The organism is Enterococcus cecorum, from assembly GCF_052119425.1.
Taxonomy (GTDB): domain Bacteria; phylum Bacillota; class Bacilli; order Lactobacillales; family Enterococcaceae; genus Enterococcus_E; species Enterococcus_E cecorum_C.
Map to the genome: position 1 here is coordinate 24,812 of NZ_JBQKFH010000020.1, position 18,872 is coordinate 43,683.

An 18,872-nucleotide genomic window follows, 5' to 3' on the forward strand; every position below is an offset into this window, starting at 1 on the left:
TTGCATGCAGTGATGTCTTTTTAATTTTAAAGAAAGTAGGAGAATTATGAAAGAATTATCTAGTGCTCAAGTGCGCCAAATGTTTTTAGACTTTTTTAAATCAAAAGGTCACAATATCGAACCAAGTGCATCTTTAATCCCAGTTAACGACCCAACACTATTATGGATTAACTCTGGGGTTGCGACATTAAAAAAATATTTTGACGGTTCAATTGTTCCTGAAAATCCAAGAATTACCAATGCTCAAAAATCTATTCGTACCAATGATATTGAAAATGTGGGTAAAACAGCCCGTCACCATACCATGTTTGAAATGTTAGGAAACTTTTCAATTGGTGATTACTTCAAAACAGAAGCCATTCACTGGGCTTGGGAATTTTTAACTTCACCTGAATGGATGGCCTTTGATCCAGAAAAACTTTATGTGACTGTTTATCCAAAAGATACAGAAGCAAAACGTATTTGGCATGAAGAAGTTGGTCTACCTAAAGATCATATCGTGGAAATTGAAGATAATTTCTGGGATATTGGTGCTGGTCCAAGTGGTCCGGATACAGAAATTTTCTATGACCGTGGTCAAGAATTTAACAATGTGGCTGAAGATGACCCAGAAAACTATCCTGGGGGCGAAAATGAACGTTACTTGGAAATTTGGAATCTTGTCTTTTCAGAGTTCAATCACAAACCAGATGATACTTATGAACCACTTCCACATAAAAACATTGATACAGGGATGGGGCTTGAACGAATGGTTTCTATCGTCCAAAATGCACCAACCAACTTTGAAACTGATCTATTTATGCCAATCATTAAAGAAGTGGAAAAATTAAGTGGTAGTGTTAAATACGGACAATCACCATTAACAGATATTTCCTTTAAAGTAATTGCTGACCATATTCGTGCCTTATCTTTTGCGATTGGCGATGGAGCCTTGCCATCAAATGAAGGCCGTGGCTATGTTTTGCGTCGTTTATTACGTCGTGCGGTCATGCATGGTCAAAAACTAGGCATTAAGCAAGCTTTTCTATATCAATTAGTCCCAGTTGTTGGAAAAATTATGGAAAGCTACTATCCTGAAGTTCTTGCTAAAAAAGACTTCATTGAAAAAGTTATCAAAAACGAAGAAGAACGCTTCCATGAAACAATCAATGAAGGTCTGGCTATCTTAAACCAAGTCATCGCCCAATTAAAAGAAAATCACGAAGATACTTTACAAGGTAGTGATATTTTCCGTCTATATGACACTTATGGTTTCCCTGTTGAATTAACGGAAGAAATTGCCAGTGATGAAGGATTTAAGATTGATCATGCGGGATTTGAAGTAGAAATGAAAGCCCAAAGAGAACGTGCGCGTAATGCTCGTAGCAAAGAATTATCTATGGGAGTTCAGTCTGCCTTATTGACTGATATTAAAGTTGAAAGTGAATATGTCGGTTATGAAGTATTAGAAGCTGAAAGTGAATTATTAGTTTTAATCCAAGACGAAGCGATTGTCGATAGCGTTTCTGAAGGTGAAGTTCAAGCGATTTTTGCTCAAACACCATTCTATGCTGAAATGGGTGGACAAATTGCTGATACCGGAGATATTATCGATGGCAGTGGACAAGTGGTCGCTCATGTAACTGATGTCAAGAAAGCACCAAATGGCCAATTCTTACATGCACTTGAAGTAAAAGAAGCATTAACTGTGGGGCAAACTTACCAATTAGTAGTCGATAAAGCGCGTCACAACCGTATTATCAAAAATCACACTGCAACCCACCTTTTACACAAAGCATTAAAAGAAGTGTTAGGAAGCCATGCCAATCAAGCGGGTTCTCTTGTAACACCGGATCATTTACGATTTGACTTTACGCATTTTGGTCAAGTAACTCCTGAAGAATTAATTCGCATGGAACGCATTGTAAATGAGAAAATTTGGGAAGCTTTACCTGTAGTAACCATTGAAACAGATATTGATTCTGCTAAACAAATGGGCGCGATGGCTTTATTCGGCGAAAAATATGGCCAATTTGTACGTGTGGTAAATGTGTCTGACTGGTCTATTGAATTATGTGGTGGAAATCACGTGTCAAATACTGAAGAAATTGGTATCTTCAAGATTGTTGCTGAATCAGGTATCGGAGCTGGTGTGCGTCGTATTGAAGCCGTAACAAGTAAAGCAGCTTATGAATTGCTTGAAAATCAAGAGCAAATCTTAAAACAAATTGCAAGTTTAGTGAAAGCACCACAATATAAAGAAGCTACAACAAAAGTAGAACAACTTCAACAACAATTACGTGAAGTGCAAAAAGAAAACGAAGCACTTGCAAGTAAATTAGCGAACCAACAAGCAGGCGATGTCTTTAAAGATGTCAAAGTGGTCAATGATGTAAAATATATTGCTGCTAAAGTACAAGTGAAGGATATGAATCAATTGCGTCAACTTGCCGACCAATGGAAGCAAAAAGACATTTCTGATGTGTTAGTTTTAGCGACAGAAAATGATGGTAAAGTGAATCTATTAGCTGCCGTTAGTCCAAATGGCTTAGAAAAAGGAATCAAAGCAGGTGACTTAATTAAGGCTATTGCACCAAAAGTTGGTGGTGGCGGTGGTGGCCGTCCTGATATGGCCCAAGCTGGTGGTAAAAATCCAGCAGGCATTCCGGATGCATTAAATGAAGTGGCGAACTACTTAGCATAATAAATAAAAGAAGAAGCTCAGTAAAATGAGCTTCTTCTTTTTTATGGATTCATAATTTTTCTTAATCTGAACATTTGATACGTTTGGCTAAGCGCTAAACCAAAGAATAGTAAAGCAGTTAACCGAATCGCTTTAAAATGATAATGATGACTCAGTAAGGCAATGGTGAAAGCCCCAGCAAAAAATGACATGACAACAAATAAATAATGGAAAAATTGACGTAGATTTTGCTCTTTCCCATGCTCAAGATAATCGAATAAATTCGTTGCCATTGATTTTAAATTACCGGTAGTCATAATACTGGTATAACTCATACCGTTAATCCGTTCAAAACTACACCATTGCATCGCCGTAGCAAACGAAATAATAATGGTAATCACGGTAATCGGCAAATCTACAATAAACAAACTTAGCATAAAAAATACTAGTGTTTCAAAATATAGAATGCCTAGACGCCAGAATGGATGATTTTTTTTGCGAAAATAGCTCACTAAAAATTTCGTCAAGATAATCCCTAAAAAGAAAAAGAGGGTGGACAATAATTTCTCGCCAACTAAAGTAAACTCGCCCTTAACAGCATCGATAATAGCTAACACGAGATTGCCTGTTTGTGTGGCAGCGAAAGTATTGAAATGATAATACGTAAATGCATCAATGCCCCCTCCAATAAAAGTCAAGAGTAAGCCAACAAAGCGGTTTTCATGGAATGTAGTTTCCATTTTTTCAACTCCTTCAATTCATGCCTTATTAGCTTTAGAATAGAATAGTTTCTTGAAAATTTCAAGTTCATTTCACCAAAAAAAGCCCTCTAAAAAAGAAGGCTTCTCTTTAAAAGATATTTGAATTTTTATAACGAAAATGATTAATAATCGCTGAAATACCCATCACAATTAGAATAGCACCACCAAATTGAATAACCACTAAAACACCTGTAAATGGATTTAACAAAATGGTTAATCCAGCAATGATGATTAAAATACTGTAAATGATGCTGCCGATATGATGACCGACTGCTTGTTGAATGTTGAGATTCATCATTAATTGACTAATACCAGAAATCAATATGCCCAAACCAATAATAATCGGTAAGAAAGAAAGTAATAATTTTGATAAGAAAAAGACCACTAATGCTGCAATCAACAAACCAACCCCACTACTCATGCGACTATCATAATAACCCATTCGTTGTTTAAAGCGATAGGCATTATAACAATTTTTGGCACCAAAGAATAATAAGACAAGTGATAAAATTGTAATCACTAACTGTAAAGAGTTTTTTGGTGCAATGATTAATGGTAACCCTAAGATAATATAAGCAAGCCCAAGAAATAGTTGATTTACTTGGATGGTTTTAAAAAAGGTATTCATTTTATCCACCTCGATATATTTGATGATTTAATTATAACACAATAACCATATAATTAGAAATCAATCAAAAGTATGATTTTGTATAACTCGTACGCACGTTTCCATTAAATATTATGGTATAATAATCGTAAATAGTAATTATCGCAAAAGGAGTGGTTCTTTTGACTTTGCAGTTTATCTATGGCGATGGAACAAGCAATCATTTAACGAGCTTAATGCAAAAAGCGCAGCAACATTTAGCGCAGCCTAATCATCAAGTTATTTTCATCGTGCCTAACTATAATAAATTTGAACGCGAAATTGAAATATTAAAAGCCTATCAACAACTTGAAAACACCCAGGAATTTTCGAGTACGAATTTGCAAGTTTTTAGTTTTCAACGGTTAGCTTGGTTTTATACCCAGAAACTTCCTGTAGCCATTCACCATCCGCTACAATCCGTAACGAAAGAAATGATTTTACGTCAGGTATTGATTGAAACGAGTGAGCAATTACGCATTTATCGTGGTAAAATCATGAATCAAGGGTTTATTCAGCAAGTACTAGACTTATTTAACGAATTTGAAAATGGTCGAATTCAAATGCAACTATTACAAGTATCAAATGAATCCACGCAACATGCTGAATTAGCGGACAAACTAGCCGAATTACAAATCATCTATCAAGCATTTGTCCAAAAATGTCTAGATTTTGATTTCCATTATGAAACTGTTTATCAGCAATTTCTAAACATCTTAGCTGAATTATCAAGTGAAACGTCTACAAAATTAACAGTAAATGAAAAGCAACAACTCAAAGCAGAGTTTGGTCATACCTTATTTATTGTTACTGGCTTTTCAGACTTCACCAGTGAGGAATTTGAATTATTACAACATTTCATGGGCTACGGACAGCTTTGTATTGATTTACTCATCGACAATCCCAAAAAAGCTTTGAGTCCTTTAGATGTCTTTTATCCAACGAGCCAGACTTATCAACGTTTAATTGAAATGGCGAAAGAAAATCAATGTAAAATATTACTGGATGAAAAAGTGAAAGAGCCCGCGAATGAATGGCAACAAACCATTCATCAAATATGGATGAATGTCAATCAAAACGCTCAATTTGATATATCTCAGGCACAAACTTTTTCAATTGCTCGGGTAGAAAATCCACAAGAAGAGTTAAGAAGAGTAGCAGTCAAAATTAAACAGTTATTACAACAAGGACAGGGAAATTTGCGGCTAAGAGATATCCAGATTTTTGCTCCTGATTTATCTATTTATCAGCCTTTTTTACAATACACATTTGATGAGGCGGGGATTCCATTTTTTGTTGATACGCCTCAATTGATGAATCAACATCCTTTAACTGATCTTTTAAAATCGCTTTTTGCTTTTCATAAATATCATTTTCGTTTCACAGATGTTCTGCACTTTTTCAAAACAGAACTCTTTATCCTTGATGAATTATTAGAACAAGAAGATTTGCAACTTGGTCATTTACAAATGCGACGAATGATTGATGAGTTAGAAAATGTTGTTTTAGCCTATCATTATCAAGGAAATGACTGGGTAAAAGAGGAAGATTGGGTACTCCCACATTATAATTTCGAAGATGAAAAGGATATTAGTGAAGAAATCAAGAATTTACAAATGCAAGTTAATCAGTTAAGAAGAGCCTTCCAACAAAATGTGGTACCTTTTGTCCAAAAACTTAAAGAATTTCAAACTTTTGGAGAAGCTATCACATCACTTTATCAATGGTTGATGGACTGTCATATTGATCGTGAAATCCTTTATTTTAGAGATGAAGAACTTGCTGCTGGTCATTTAGAAAAATCACGATTACATGAACAATCTTGGCAGGCCTTAATGGATACTTTTGATCAATTTTATGATATTTATAAAGAAACACCGTTTGACTTGGACTTATTCGAAGCTATTTTATTTAGTGCCATTGATAATTATGAGTTTAGTCAAATTCCAGCAACCATTGATCAACTGAAAGTAAATCGTTTAGAGTTGATTCGCGCCAATCAGACAAAAGTAAGTTTTATCTTAGGGTTAAAAGAAGGGGCCTTTCCACGAAAATTTGAGAATAAAACGTTATTATCAGATGAAGAGCGAGATATTTTAGCCAACCAACTAGAGCAAACTCAACAATTAGGTGCAAATAGTAAGTCGCAAAGCCTTAAAGAGAGTTTCATCGCCTATAATGCATGGTTGAGTGGCTCGCAACAGGTCTATTTATCTTATCCAATGAATTATGATAATAGTCAAAATTTAAAACCATCTTTTTACCTTTCTCGTTTGGCCAAACAATTAAACTTAAATATTGAGACTTATACCGCGATTCAACCACAAGTATCTCCAAGTGATTATCTTGTGAGCCCGCGTGCTTTGATTCGTCAACTGAATGTCTTATATCGACTCACCCAAGAATCAAAACAAGCGCTGCCAACTGTTTGGGAACAACTCAAAGATTACTTGCTTAAGTCTAATCAAGCAACATTAGCAAAACAAATCTTTCGTAGTTTAAACTATCATAATACAGCCACATCTCTGGCACCTGAACAACCATCGCAGTTATATCAAAACAATTTATATAGCTCTATTTCTAGTTTGGAAACTTTCTATTCTTGCCAATATCGCTATTTCTTGAATTATGGCTTGAAGGTTAGAGAACGCCAAGAACAAATACTAAGTCCAGCATTAACTGGTAGCTACTTTCATGATGCTTTGGACCAAATCGTACAACAAATCATTTCACAAACAGAGCCTTTAACACAAGAAAAGCAAGCAGAAATTTTAGAAAAGGTATTAATCAAATTGTTAGGTGATAGTCGTTACGAAATCTTTGCAAGGTCAAAACGGATGGTTTATATTCGTCAACAATTAGAAAAAACCATTAAACAAATGTACTGGGTCATTCGTAACCAACAAGAACGTGGCTTAATGCAATTTAAACAAACAGAACTTGTATTTGGTCATTTAGCTGGCACTCGTGAGGCTCATGCAAAAGGTCTGACAATTGATTTAAATGACAAACACCATATACATTTACGTGGAAAAATTGACCGGATTGATCTTTTCAACCGTCCTGAAGAAGCTTATGTTAGTGTGGTTGATTATAAATCTGGCAACAAGCAATTTGATTTGACTGAATTCTACAACGGTCTTTCGATGCAGTTAATTACTTATCTAGAAGTGGCTATAAACTATGTGAAAGAGGAATTAAAGCGCGATGACATTAAACCATTGGGCGCGTATTATTTACATGTTTACCGTCCAAAAAGAAAATTTGAAGAAGCAACAGAAACCGATTTGCTTAAAAAATACAAGTATGAAGGACTTTTTATTAGTGAAGAACAAGCTTTTGAAGTAATGGATTCACAATTAGAAAACAAGGAAAATTCTTATGTCTTTCCATTACGTAAAAATAAAGATGGCCAGCTTGGAATTGTTTCCCAAAGTAAAAATAAATTCTATACAAATGATGAAATGAAACAGCTATTTGATATCAATCATCGAAATATGCAACAAGCCGGAAATGCCATTTATGAAGGACAACTGGAAATCAATCCTTCATTACACAACAATAAACGTGCTTGTCAAACTTGTCCATTTAAGAGTATTTGTCAATTTGATGCTTTATTACCAGAAAATCGTTATCGTATCATTGAAAAAGCAGTGCGTGACGAAATATTAACGAAAGAGGATGCGCCAAATGCCTAATATTCCTTTAAAACCTAATAATGAATTATTTACTGATACCCAGTGGCAAGCGATTTTTGATGATGGAGATAATATATTAGTCAGTGCTTCGGCTGGCTCAGGTAAGACGACTGTTTTGGTACGACGGGTAATTGAAAAGCTTAAACTTGGTAGCCACGTTGATCGCTTATTAATTGTGACTTTTACTGAAGCTGCAGCCAATGAAATGAAAGAACGGATTCAAGTAGCGCTACAAGATGCCATTAATGCTGAGTCAGATGAACAAAAGCGAGCCCATTTTAGTCAACAGTTAATGAACTTACCGACGAGTCATATCTCTACCTTACACTCGTTTTGTTTATCGGTTATTCGCAAATACTACTATTTGATTGACCTTGATCCTAATTTTCGTTTGCTTAGCGATGAGACAGAACAGACTTTATTGATGGATGAAGCCCTTGAAAATGTCATTAATCGCCATTATGAAAATGAAGATGCATCCTTTTATCAATTCGTCCAACAATTTGCAAATGACCGTTCTGACGAGGGGATGTTACGGCTTATTTTGGATTTATATCGTTTTAGTCGAGCCAATGATAACCCTGATAAATGGTTAAATCATATGGTTGAAAGTTATGAACCAGTTGAGGCGCTAGAAGATTATCCAATCTTTAATGAATACACGAAACCATATATCCTCTCTCTTTTAGCAGATATGATCAAATACCTTGAGCAAGCCCTAACGATGATTGAATATACTAGTTTGGAAAAAGTCGAACAGCTATTAAAAGACGATATCGCAATGATCCAAGCACCTATCGAAAGCCTAAAACAAAATCAATTGACACAAGCTTTTGAACAAATTCAAAATATGAAGTTTGCAAGGTTTACAACTGTGAAAAAAGATCATACAGACTATGACCAGGCACAATTAGCGAAGTCTTATCGCGAAATGGCGAAAGAATTACTCGGAAATGCGCAAAAATCTTGGCCAACAGATCCTGAGTTAACGCTAGAATTAATTGCTAAAAGTCAAGAAATGATCAAAATTGCGGTGAGTCTGACTAAAGAATTTATGGTAGAATTTTCGCAATTAAAACGGCAAAAAAGTGTCCTGGATTTCAATGATTTAGAACATTTCGCTTTAGCAATTTTACGTCATGAAGTCGATGGTGTAAGTATTGCAAGTGATTATTATCGCCAAACCTTTGATGAAGTCTTAGTAGATGAATATCAAGATGTGAATCGCCTACAAGAAACGATTATTTCTTATGTGCGAAAAGCCGAAAATCCTGGGAATATGTTTATGGTAGGGGATGTTAAGCAATCCATTTACGCCTTTCGTCAAGCTGATCCAACACTTTTTATCGAAAAATATACACAATTTGCACATGACGAGGGTGGACGTCGCATTATTTTAGCTGAAAATTTCCGTTCTAGAAAAGAAGTATTAGACTTTACGAATTTAATTTTTGAACAATTAATGGATCAAAAAGTCGGACAAATCGAATATGATGAAGCGGCTCAATTAAAATTCGGCTTCACAGCTTTTCCATCAAGTGAAGATTTTCATACCGAGCTTCTGATATATGAAAAACAAGCCGAACTTGATGATGATATGGCAGATGAATTTGGAATTGATGATAAGACACAAGGTGAATTTCACGTGATTACGAATAAAATCCAAGAGTTAATCGAACAAAAATTTCATATTTACGATAAAAAACAAAAGAAATTTCGTGACATTACTTATGGTGATTGCGTCATCTTATCTTCAACTCGAAAAAACCATCTCCATTTATTGGATATATTTGCGCAAAAAAACATTCCGGTCCAATTAGCCGATGCCCAAAATTATTTCCAAGCTACAGAGGTCCAAACGATTCTGGCGGTATTAAAAATCATTGATAATCCGTTACAAGATATTCCTTTTGTAGCTGTGCTTCGAAGTCCCATCGTTAGTTTAAATGAAAAACAACTAGCGCAAATAAGAATTAATAGTAAGAAAGAACGCTTTTATGATGCTTTCTTAGAGAATTTATCAATAAGCAGTGGCTATCAAGAAAAGATTACTCATTTTTATCAACAGTTGCTCAAATGGCGAAATCTAGCCAAGCGCGATTCATTAGAAAACCTACTTTGGACCATTTATCAAGATACGGGCTTTTTAGATTTTGTCGGTGGTATGCCTTCTGGAGTACAACGCCAAATGAATTTACTTAGCTTTATTAGTCGTGCTAAGTCTTATGAACAAAGCAGTTTTAAAGGGCTTTACCAATTTATTCGCTTTATTCAAATGATGCAAGAAAAAGAACATGATTTAGCGAAACCTGTTAGTGAAATCAAGGAAAATGCTGTACAGATTATGACCATCCACCAAAGTAAAGGTTTGGAGTTTCCAGTATGTTTTGTGGTAGATTTAGCCAAGAAATTTAATCAACAAGACTTCAAAAATTCATACATTTTGGAAGAAAAATTAGGGATGGGGACGAAATTTTTAGATGAGCAAGAGATTCAATACCCAACTTTACCTTATCTAGTTATTAATCAATTGAAAAAACAAAAAGCTTTCTCTGAAGAAATGCGAAAATTATATGTTGCTTTGACACGTGCTGAACAAAAATTATATTTAGTCGGAACCGTCAAAGACAAGGAATCTATGCTCAAAGAATGGCAAAAGGCGGCAATGCAAGAAAACACCGTATTAAGTCCGATGCTTAGATTAAATGCAGATACTTTTATCAACTGGATTGGCTATTGTTTAATTCGCCATGAGTCATTTGCCAAAGAAGTAGATGAATCAATTGCAACAGCCATGACCATTCAACATCCAGCTAAATTCGGCATTCATTTTTACCAAGCGGATCAACTCGTCGCACCAGAGCAAAATTCATCTGAAAGTTTAGCTGAGACAAGTCAGCAAGAAACAGCGAATCATCAGGCTTTAGATGAATATATCCAGCAAATGACTAAAGCTTATGATTATCCATTATCGACAAAAACAGCTAGTTATCAATCTGTTTCAGAGTTGAAGCGATTATACGAAGATCCAGATGAGGAAAAGCTGAATAAATTAGTTTGGCAAAATCGTTGGCAACAAGAAACACAAGGCTATCGTAAAACTTCAAATGAATTAGCGATGCCTAGATTTATGCAAGAAGTCAAAATTACGGGTGCTGAAATTGGTAGTGCGACTCACAAGTTGTTGCAATTGATTGATGTCACGCAGCCTATTACACCAGATTCCTTACATCAATTAGCACAAAGACTGAAGGAAAATCAGATTCTTGATGAAAAACTAGTCTCAAAAATACCTTATCAGCATATCTTATGGTTTTTCCAATCAACATTAGGACAAAGAGTCATCCAAAATGCTCAGTCCTTAAAACGAGAAGTGCCTTTTGCGATGTTAAAAGAAGCGAATGAAATTTTTCAAGACTTCGATGAAAAAGAATCACACATGCTTGTACACGGTGTAGTAGATGGCTATTTTATCGAAAATGAACAGATTATTCTTTTTGATTTTAAAACGGACTATTTTAAAAATAATATTGAAGAAACCGCCAAAGAACGTTATTATGGTCAGCTTAAACTTTATAGCCAAGCCTTAAGTCAAGCCTTACAATTACCAGTTAGCGAGAGAAAATTAGTTTTACTCACACATCAAAAAATATTAGATTTCTAAATTTTTGGTAATTTTTTTAACTCGCTTACTGACAATCAATAATATACGCGCTATATTGTAAAAAAAAGCCAAAGGATGATTTTAATTATGAATAAAAGATTACTATGTTGTGCCTTGCTTATTGGTGGCATTGGTTTTACTATCCCTCAATATGTAGAAGCTGATACAAGCAATGTCCCTGATTCAATCAATGCTATTGCTTTAGGAAATGCGTTAACAGACGATCAAAAACAGCAAACCTTAAATTCACTCGGGCAAGTGAAAGAAGTACCCATTTACACAACTGATGGTAATGATTTAATGGATTATATTTCTAAAACTGACTTTAATGCACAATGGAAAGTCTATTCCTCCGTTCATTTAGAAACAAAAGCAAAAGGCGAGGGAATTGAAGTAGAAATTGCAACTCCAGCAAATATTACTTCAATCACCGCTAATCAGTATAAAAATGCGGCTCAAACAGCAGGAATTACCGATGCTAAAATTACAGTGGCTTCAGTGATTCCAATCGATGGTTCGGGGGCCTTAGCTGGTGTGTATAAAATCGTAAAAGAAGCTGGCGGAACAGTAGATACTACACGGACACAAGCAGCTCAAGAAGAAATGAAAGTCTTAAATGACATCACCCAAGAAAATCAAAATGTCTCTGGTTATTCTGATGAAAAACTAAACGCGGCCCAAGAAGAAGCTAAAGAATTACTGGCTAAAGCAGCTTCGGAAGGTCAAAAAATTGATAAGGATACTGTTACCCAAGCCGTTAATCAAGCCCTAGAAAATCAAGGTTTACAAGATATCTTAACCAAAGAACAGGTCAATAAAATTATTGATTTACTAACAATGCTGAATCAAAAAAATATTTTTAAAGACTTGAGTAAAGAAATTGATCTATCTAATTTAAAGAATGAACTTGAAGCAAAATCCCAAGGGTTATGGGAAAAAATCAAGAGTTTCTTTGCCAATATTTGGGCAGCAATTTCAGGAGTATTTCAAGGTGGCAATGAAGAGCCCACGCAAACAACTAAATAACGACTGATACAAAGGAGTACAAAAAGATGAATCGAAAAAATATTGCTGGTTCCTCACTGTGGGAAGATATTGTTGGTTATTCACGGATGGTAGTAGTTGATGATTGTGTTGAAGTGGCTGGTACAACTGCGATGAAAGATGGCAAAGTCTATGCACCAGGCAATGCTTACGAACAAACCAAATATATTTTAACTACTATCAAAGACTTGTTTACTAAACATCAAATTCCTTTTGAAAATATTTATCGTACTAGAATGTTTGTGACTGATATTTCAAAATGGGAAGAAATTGGACGGGCACATGGTGAGTTCTTCAAAGAGATTAAACCTGTTGCTACAATGGTTGAGGTCAAACAACTAATTGATTCAGAACTCTTAGTAGAAATTGAAGTCTTTGCTAAAAAATAAATTTAAATATTTTTAAACTCTGGTTCTTGCTTGCAATTTACAAGAATCTCTTGTAAACTATTCATTAGTTAAATATCAAAAAAGACAATGATGAAAAAGAGTAACTTATTTCAAGCAGAAACAGGGAGACTTGCCATAGACTGAAAGCAAGGGCTGGGCGGATAAGCGAAGTTCACTTTCTAGTCAATCTAGTTATCTAGATCGGTAAACTTTATCGTTAACGAATTAAGTGCGTAAAAGGCTATATTTGCTTTTACGAATGAGGATGGTAACACGACAACTCGTTCCTTTCAATAGGAGCGAGTTTTTTATTTTCATCAACACTTAAACATCTATTTCAATCAATATTTTTTGATAGATTCAACTTATAGGAGGAATTTTGATGTCTTTACAAGAAAAGTTAGAAGCACTCAAACAAGAGACTTTGGCTAAAATTGAAGAAACAAAAGAATTAGCTGGTTTGAACCAAATTCGCGTAGAAACATTAGGTAAAAAAGGACCAATCACTGAAGTTTTACGTGGTATGAAAGATTTATCTGCTGAAGAACGTCCGAAAGTAGGTAGTTTTGCCAATGAAATTCGCGATTTGATCACAAAAGAAATTGAAGCCAAGAAAGAATTATTAGAACAACTTGCCTTACAAAAAGCTTTAGAAGACGAAACAATTGATGTGACCTTACCTGGAAAACCTATGAAACAAGGGACTCGTCATGTATTAACGCAAATTATTGAAGAAATTGAAGATATCTTTGTTGGGATGGGTTACGAAGTGGTCGAAGGATACGAAGTGGAACAAGATCACTATAACTTTGAACGCATGAATCTACCAAAAGATCACCCAGCTCGTGACATGCAAGATACTTTTTATATCTCTGATGAAATTTTAATTCGTACCCATACTTCACCGGTACAAGCGCGCACCATGGAAAAACACGATTTCTCTAAAGGGGCATTACGCATGATTTCACCAGGTAAAGTATTCCGTCGTGATACTGATGATGCGACTCACTCTCATCAATTCCATCAAATTGAAGGATTAGTAATTGATAAGAATGTCACAATGGCTGATTTAAAAGGAACATTAGAAGAAGTCATGCAAAAAATGTTTGGTGCAGATCGCAAAATTCGTTTACGTCCAAGCTATTTCCCATTTACTGAACCAAGTGTTGAAGTCGATGTTAGTTGTTTCAAATGTGGTGGTGAAGGTTGCTCCGTATGTAAACACACCGGTTGGATTGAGATTTTAGGGGCAGGTATGGTGCATCCAAATGTCTTGAAGATGTCAGGAATCGATCCTGAAGTTTACTCAGGTTTTGCTTTTGGTTTAGGACCAGACCGCATCGCCATGTTACGTTATGGTGTCAATGATATCCGTAACTTCTATCTTAATGATTTACGCTTTATTAGTCAGTTTAAGGGGGAGTAAGTGAATGTTAGTATCATATAAATGGTTAAATGAATACTTAGATTTATCAAAAGTCACTGCGAAAGAATTAGCCGATCAAATGTCATTAACTGGTATCGAAGTCGAAGCAGTAACAAGACCAATGGATGGGATGAAAAAAATTGTCGTGGGTGAAGTGAAAGAATGCGTGCCACATCCTGATTCTGACCATCTATCTATTTGCCAAGTAGATATTGGTGAAGAAGAATTATCTCAAATCGTTTGTGGCGCACCAAACGTCAAAGCCGGCATTAAAGTCATCGTTGCTTTACCAGGCTCTAGAATTGCTGGAAATGTCAAAATTAAAAAAGGCAAAATGCGTGGGCAAGTTTCAAATGGGATGATTTGTTCCTTACAAGAAATTGGCTATGCGGATAACGTCATTCCAAAAGAATATTCAGAAGGAATTCAATATTTACCTGAAGACGCCGTTTGTGGAGAGGAAGTCTTTCAATATTTAGATATGGATGATGATTTGATTGAACTGTCTATTACACCAAACCGTGCAGATGCTTTAAGTATGCGTGGAGTGGCTTATGAAGTTGGCGCCATCTATCGTCAAACACCACAATTCAAAGACTTATCGTTAGTAGAAAGTAATCAATTAGCTAGCGATAAAATCAAAGTTAGCGTAGAAGATACAAATGATGCCCCAAGTTACCAAATTCGCATCATTGAAAATGTAAAAATTGCGCCAAGTCCTCAATGGCTACAAAACCGTTTAATGAATGCGGGAATTCGCCCAATTAATAATGTTGTCGATGTAACAAACTATGTACTCATGCTATTTGGTCAACCTTTACATGCGTTTGACTACGATCGTCTAAATAGTCAAGAAATTGTTGTTCGTCGTGCGAAAGCTGGTGAAACCTTAGTTACTTTGGATGACGAAACACGTGAACTAACGCCAGAACAAATCGTTATTACCAACGGAAAAGAGCCTGTAGCCTTAGCAGGAGTTATGGGAGGTAGAGATTCTGAAATTATTGAAACAACTACAACCGTTGCTTTAGAAGCTGCTTTATTTGAACCTATTGCGATTCGTAAGGCATCTAAAGCCTTTAACCTACGTAGTGAATCATCTGCGCGATTTGAAAAAGGCATTAACCGTGCAACTGTGAGTCAAGCTTGTGACTTTGCCGCTGCGATGATTCAACAATTAGCAGGTGGAGAGGTCTTAGCTGGAGCAGTCGTTGGCTCAAGTGTGGATGCTAAAGATGTAACTGTAGGTGTCAAATTGGAACGTATCAATCAATATCTTGGAACTGATTTAACAGTTGACCAAGTTGATGAAATTTTTACAGCCCTTGGTTTTACTTTTGAGCGCAACGAAACATCTTATCAAGTTAATGTGCCACCAAGACGTTGGGATATCAGTATTGAAGCTGATTTAATTGAAGAAGTGGCGCGTATATATGGTTACAATCAACTTCCTTCAACACTGCCTAGTGGTGAAACAGTTGCAGGAAGCTTAACTCCTGAGCAAAAAGCTTTACGAAAAATTCGCACTTTATTAGAAGGCGATGGATTAAACGAAGCAATCAGTTATGCTTTAACGACTGAAGAAAAATCTAAACACTTTACATTTAAAGATAGCGTCGTGACACGTCTAGATTGGCCAATGACTGAAGATCGTAGTGTATTACGTATGAATCTAATCAGTGGGTTACTTGATGATGTGCAATATAATGTAGCTAGAAGAAATACCCAAATCGCCTTGTATGAAGTTGGTCGCGTCTTCTATCAAAATGAAAATCCTAAGAAAAACTTGCCTTTAGAAGAAAACCATATTGCTTTTGCTTTAAGTGGACAATGGCAGGCAAAAGATTGGCAAACAGCAAATGAAAAAGTTGATTTCTACCATGCAAAAGGTATTTTAGATCAATTATTTGAAAAGTTAAGTGTTGCTGATGAAATTAAATATCAACGTGCGCAAAACATGAAGGATTTACATCCAGGTAGAAGTGCCTATATCTACTTAGGGGAAGAATTAATTGGTTTTGTTGGTCAAGTACACCCAACAACGGCTAAAGCTTACGACATTCCAGAAACTTATGTCGCAGAATTAAATGTTGAAGCATTAATTGCTGCATCATTTGGCAAGTTTAGCTTTAAACCAGTTTCTAAATTCCCATCCATGTCACGTGATATTGCGATGTTAGTATCAGAAAAGATTGCAAACCAAGAAGTTGTCAGCGTCATTAAACAAGCTGCTGGAAGATTCTTAAGTGAGGTCGCTATTTTTGATGTCTATCAAGGTAAAAACATCGACCTAGGCTTCAAATCATTGGCTTATTCATTAACATTTACGAATCCTGAAGCAACATTAACAGATGAAGAAGTGAATAAAGCGATGGAAAAAGTAACCAAAGCCTTAACTGAAAACTTCTCAGCGATTATCCGATAAATCATTTTAAAACCACTAGTTCTCATTTTGAGTTCTAGTGGTTTTATTCGCTTTTTTTAGTTTTTCATGTTATGATACTTTACGCCAAATTTTATTTAAAGGAGGAGATTGTTTTGCCGACTTATCAGGACAATCCTATCGTTCAAAAAAATCGCTGGCTTATTTTAATTGCAGTGGCTAGTTTTACATTTATGTCCACTTTAGATGGTAGTATTGTAAACATCGCATTACCGGTCATTTCAAAAGATTTAAATATTCCAATGAACCAAGTAGAGTGGGTAGTTTCGATTTATTTAATGACTGCCTGTGCATGTCTGTTAGTCTTTGGTAAATTAGGAGACAGCATTGGAAAAATTAAAGTATTCCGTCTAGGGATGATTATTTTTACTTTAGGTTCTTTTTTATGTGGCTTCAACCATTCATTAGGTCTATTATTGGTCGCTCGTATTATTCAAGCAATCGGCGCAAGTATGACGATGGCCACCAATACCGGTATTATCACTGAGGTTTTTCCAATGAGTGAAAGAGGTCGGGCATTAGGATCCATCGGTGCTTTTGTCTCTCTAGGTTCAATCGCTGGTCCAGGAATCGGTGGGGTAATCTTAGGACAATTACCTTGGGGCTATATCTTCTGGATTAATATTCCAATTGGTATTTTAACTTTTCTGTTAGGTAGTAAAGTTTTACCTAAAGATATCCATCGCTCAGGCCACCCGATTGATACAAAAGGATTTGGCTTATTTGCCTTGTTTATCATCACTTTATTTGGTGGCATCTTTATCGGACAAGAGATTGGATTTACACGCATTTTACCAATCATTTTATTCATCGCCGCCATTTTGTCTTTTACAGGCTTTATTTTAGTGGAAAAACGCGTAAAATTGCCATTAATTACTTTTGGTATTTTCAAAAATCAAACCTTCAGCCTCAGTTTATTATGTGCAACTTTGATTTTTGCTTCAAACTTTTTTATTAATGTCATTGTGCCATTTTACTTGCAACGTACTTTAAATCTTAAACCAAGTGTGGCAGGAATGTTAATGATGGTTTTCCCAGTCGTTATGGTCGTTGCCTCACCATTAAGCGGCTTATTAACTGATAAATTTGGGCCAAAATATTTAGTTATTTCTGGATTAACAATTTTGTCAATTACCCAGATTTGTTACATGTTTTTAGATATCCATACGCCGATATTTGTCTATGCAGCGATAACTGCATTTGTAGGCTTAGGTAACTCATTATTCCAATCCCCTAATAATACAATGGTCATGAGTAGTGTGACGCGAGAAAATCTTGGCCTGGCAGGAAGTTTAAACTCATTTGCGCGAAACTTTGGGATGGTTGTCGGTATTAGTTTAGCAACCACTATTCTTTATCAAGCAATGAGTCTCAAAGCAGGGTATAAGGTAACCACTTATTTGAATCAACATCCAGAATTCTTTATTTATGGTATGAAAATCGCCTTTTTTGGTTCATTTTTACTATGTTTTAGCTCATTGATAATCAGTATCTATCGCTTACGTAAAATATAAGTTTAAAAGTAATCTAGAGAATTAGGATTTTTCTGATTTTCTAGATTTTTTTATTGTTTTAAAAAGCTTTTATTCATATTTTGCGTATTTATAAAGTAGAGCATAAAAAGAGGAGAGGATTACCATGAATGATGTAGATTATCAAGCAGTCTATTCAAGAAAATTATCGCAAAGAGGAGAAGCTAGATACATTATTATAAATGTGACAACTGGGGAAATATTAGATGATGCCCAAGGATTTGGTTATAAAAGTAAGAAAAAAGCTTATGCCGGGTATTATTATAAAAGAAATTATGCCAAAGAAAAAAATCAAAATAAGGCAGTTGAATACTGGTTACATAGTCATCCAGAATTTTGCGATGAACTGACTTATCACGTATTTGCTCATTTCAAAGAAGGTAAAAAAGAGAAACTAGATGAAAATCTGGTTCAAATGTTACTTAGAGAGTTTGGTTTAGATGCGCCCTGTAAAATTAATAAGTTAATTACCGTTTGGGAGAATTTAAGATAATGAAAAAAGGGGCTGACCCAAAAGTAGCCCCTATGTGAAAAAATAGAGGTCTTTCCATTTAGATAGTAGTGGAAAGATCTCTATTTATCTTTTGAAAGTGAATACAAAAATAAA

The 18,872-nt window shown here is 35.4% G+C and carries 11 protein-coding genes; 9 read left to right on the forward strand and 2 right to left on the reverse strand.

Annotated elements, in window-relative coordinates:
* The first annotated feature begins 46 nt into the window (after window positions 1-46).
* Window positions 47-2,683: an alanine--tRNA ligase gene (alaS, locus tag ACTQZM_RS06595; protein WP_441653276.1), complete on the forward strand. Its 2,637-nt coding sequence runs from the start codon at window positions 47-49 to the stop codon at window positions 2,681-2,683.
* A gap of 41 nt (window positions 2,684-2,724) precedes the next feature.
* Here the strand turns inward: alaS and ACTQZM_RS06600 are convergent, their stop codons facing one another.
* Both ACTQZM_RS06600 and ACTQZM_RS06605 read right to left on the reverse strand, forming a co-directional pair.
* On the reverse strand, window positions 2,725-3,402 hold the full coding sequence (locus ACTQZM_RS06600) for a YoaK family protein (RefSeq protein ID WP_016252182.1): 678 nt from the start codon (window positions 3,400-3,402) through the stop codon (window positions 2,725-2,727).
* A 109-nt stretch (window positions 3,403-3,511) separates the two neighbouring features.
* On the reverse strand, window positions 3,512-4,051 hold the full coding sequence (locus ACTQZM_RS06605; protein ID WP_113826783.1) for a DUF308 domain-containing protein: 540 nt from the start codon (window positions 4,049-4,051) through the stop codon (window positions 3,512-3,514).
* A 152-nt stretch (window positions 4,052-4,203) separates the two neighbouring features.
* Here ACTQZM_RS06605 and ACTQZM_RS06610 point away from each other — a divergent pair, with 152 nt between their 5' ends.
* The 8 genes from ACTQZM_RS06610 (at window position 4,204) to ACTQZM_RS06645 (ending at window position 18,758) form a co-directional block, all read left to right on the forward strand.
* Window positions 4,204-7,767: a PD-(D/E)XK nuclease family protein gene (locus ACTQZM_RS06610; protein ID WP_441653277.1), complete on the forward strand. Its 3,564-nt coding sequence runs from the start codon at window positions 4,204-4,206 to the stop codon at window positions 7,765-7,767.
* Window positions 7,760-11,431 (forward strand): helicase-exonuclease AddAB subunit AddA, encoded by a 3,672-nt coding sequence (addA, locus tag ACTQZM_RS06615; RefSeq protein ID WP_441653278.1) that lies wholly within the window; start codon window positions 7,760-7,762, stop codon window positions 11,429-11,431. The genes ACTQZM_RS06610 and addA overlap by 8 nt, the downstream gene beginning before the upstream one ends.
* 87 nt (window positions 11,432-11,518) lie before the next feature.
* The gene (locus ACTQZM_RS06620; protein ID WP_441653279.1) at window positions 11,519-12,457 is read left to right on the forward strand and encodes a DUF1002 domain-containing protein; all 939 of its coding nucleotides are present in this window, start codon (window positions 11,519-11,521) and stop codon (window positions 12,455-12,457) included.
* Window positions 12,458-12,483: 26 nt separating this feature from the next.
* Entirely contained in the window at window positions 12,484-12,864 is a 381-nt protein-coding gene (locus ACTQZM_RS06625) for a RidA family protein (protein ID WP_441653280.1), read from the forward strand.
* Window positions 12,865-13,246: 382 nt separating this feature from the next.
* Window positions 13,247-14,290 carry a phenylalanine--tRNA ligase subunit alpha gene (pheS, locus tag ACTQZM_RS06630; RefSeq protein ID WP_113784147.1) on the forward strand — a complete coding sequence of 348 codons (1,044 nt, stop codon included), beginning with the start codon at window positions 13,247-13,249 and terminating at the stop codon, window positions 14,288-14,290.
* 4 nt (window positions 14,291-14,294) lie between these two features.
* Entirely contained in the window at window positions 14,295-16,715 is a 2,421-nt protein-coding gene (gene pheT, locus ACTQZM_RS06635) for a phenylalanine--tRNA ligase subunit beta (RefSeq protein ID WP_441653281.1), read from the forward strand.
* A gap of 113 nt (window positions 16,716-16,828) precedes the next feature.
* Window positions 16,829-18,247, forward strand: coding sequence for an MFS transporter (locus ACTQZM_RS06640; RefSeq protein ID WP_441653282.1), 1,419 nt, complete (start codon window positions 16,829-16,831; stop codon window positions 18,245-18,247).
* Window positions 18,248-18,371: 124 nt separating this feature from the next.
* Window positions 18,372-18,758, forward strand: a complete 387-nt coding sequence (locus tag ACTQZM_RS06645; RefSeq protein WP_016252190.1) for a hypothetical protein — start codon at window positions 18,372-18,374, stop codon at window positions 18,756-18,758.
* The last annotated feature ends 114 nt before the right edge of the window (window positions 18,759-18,872 follow it).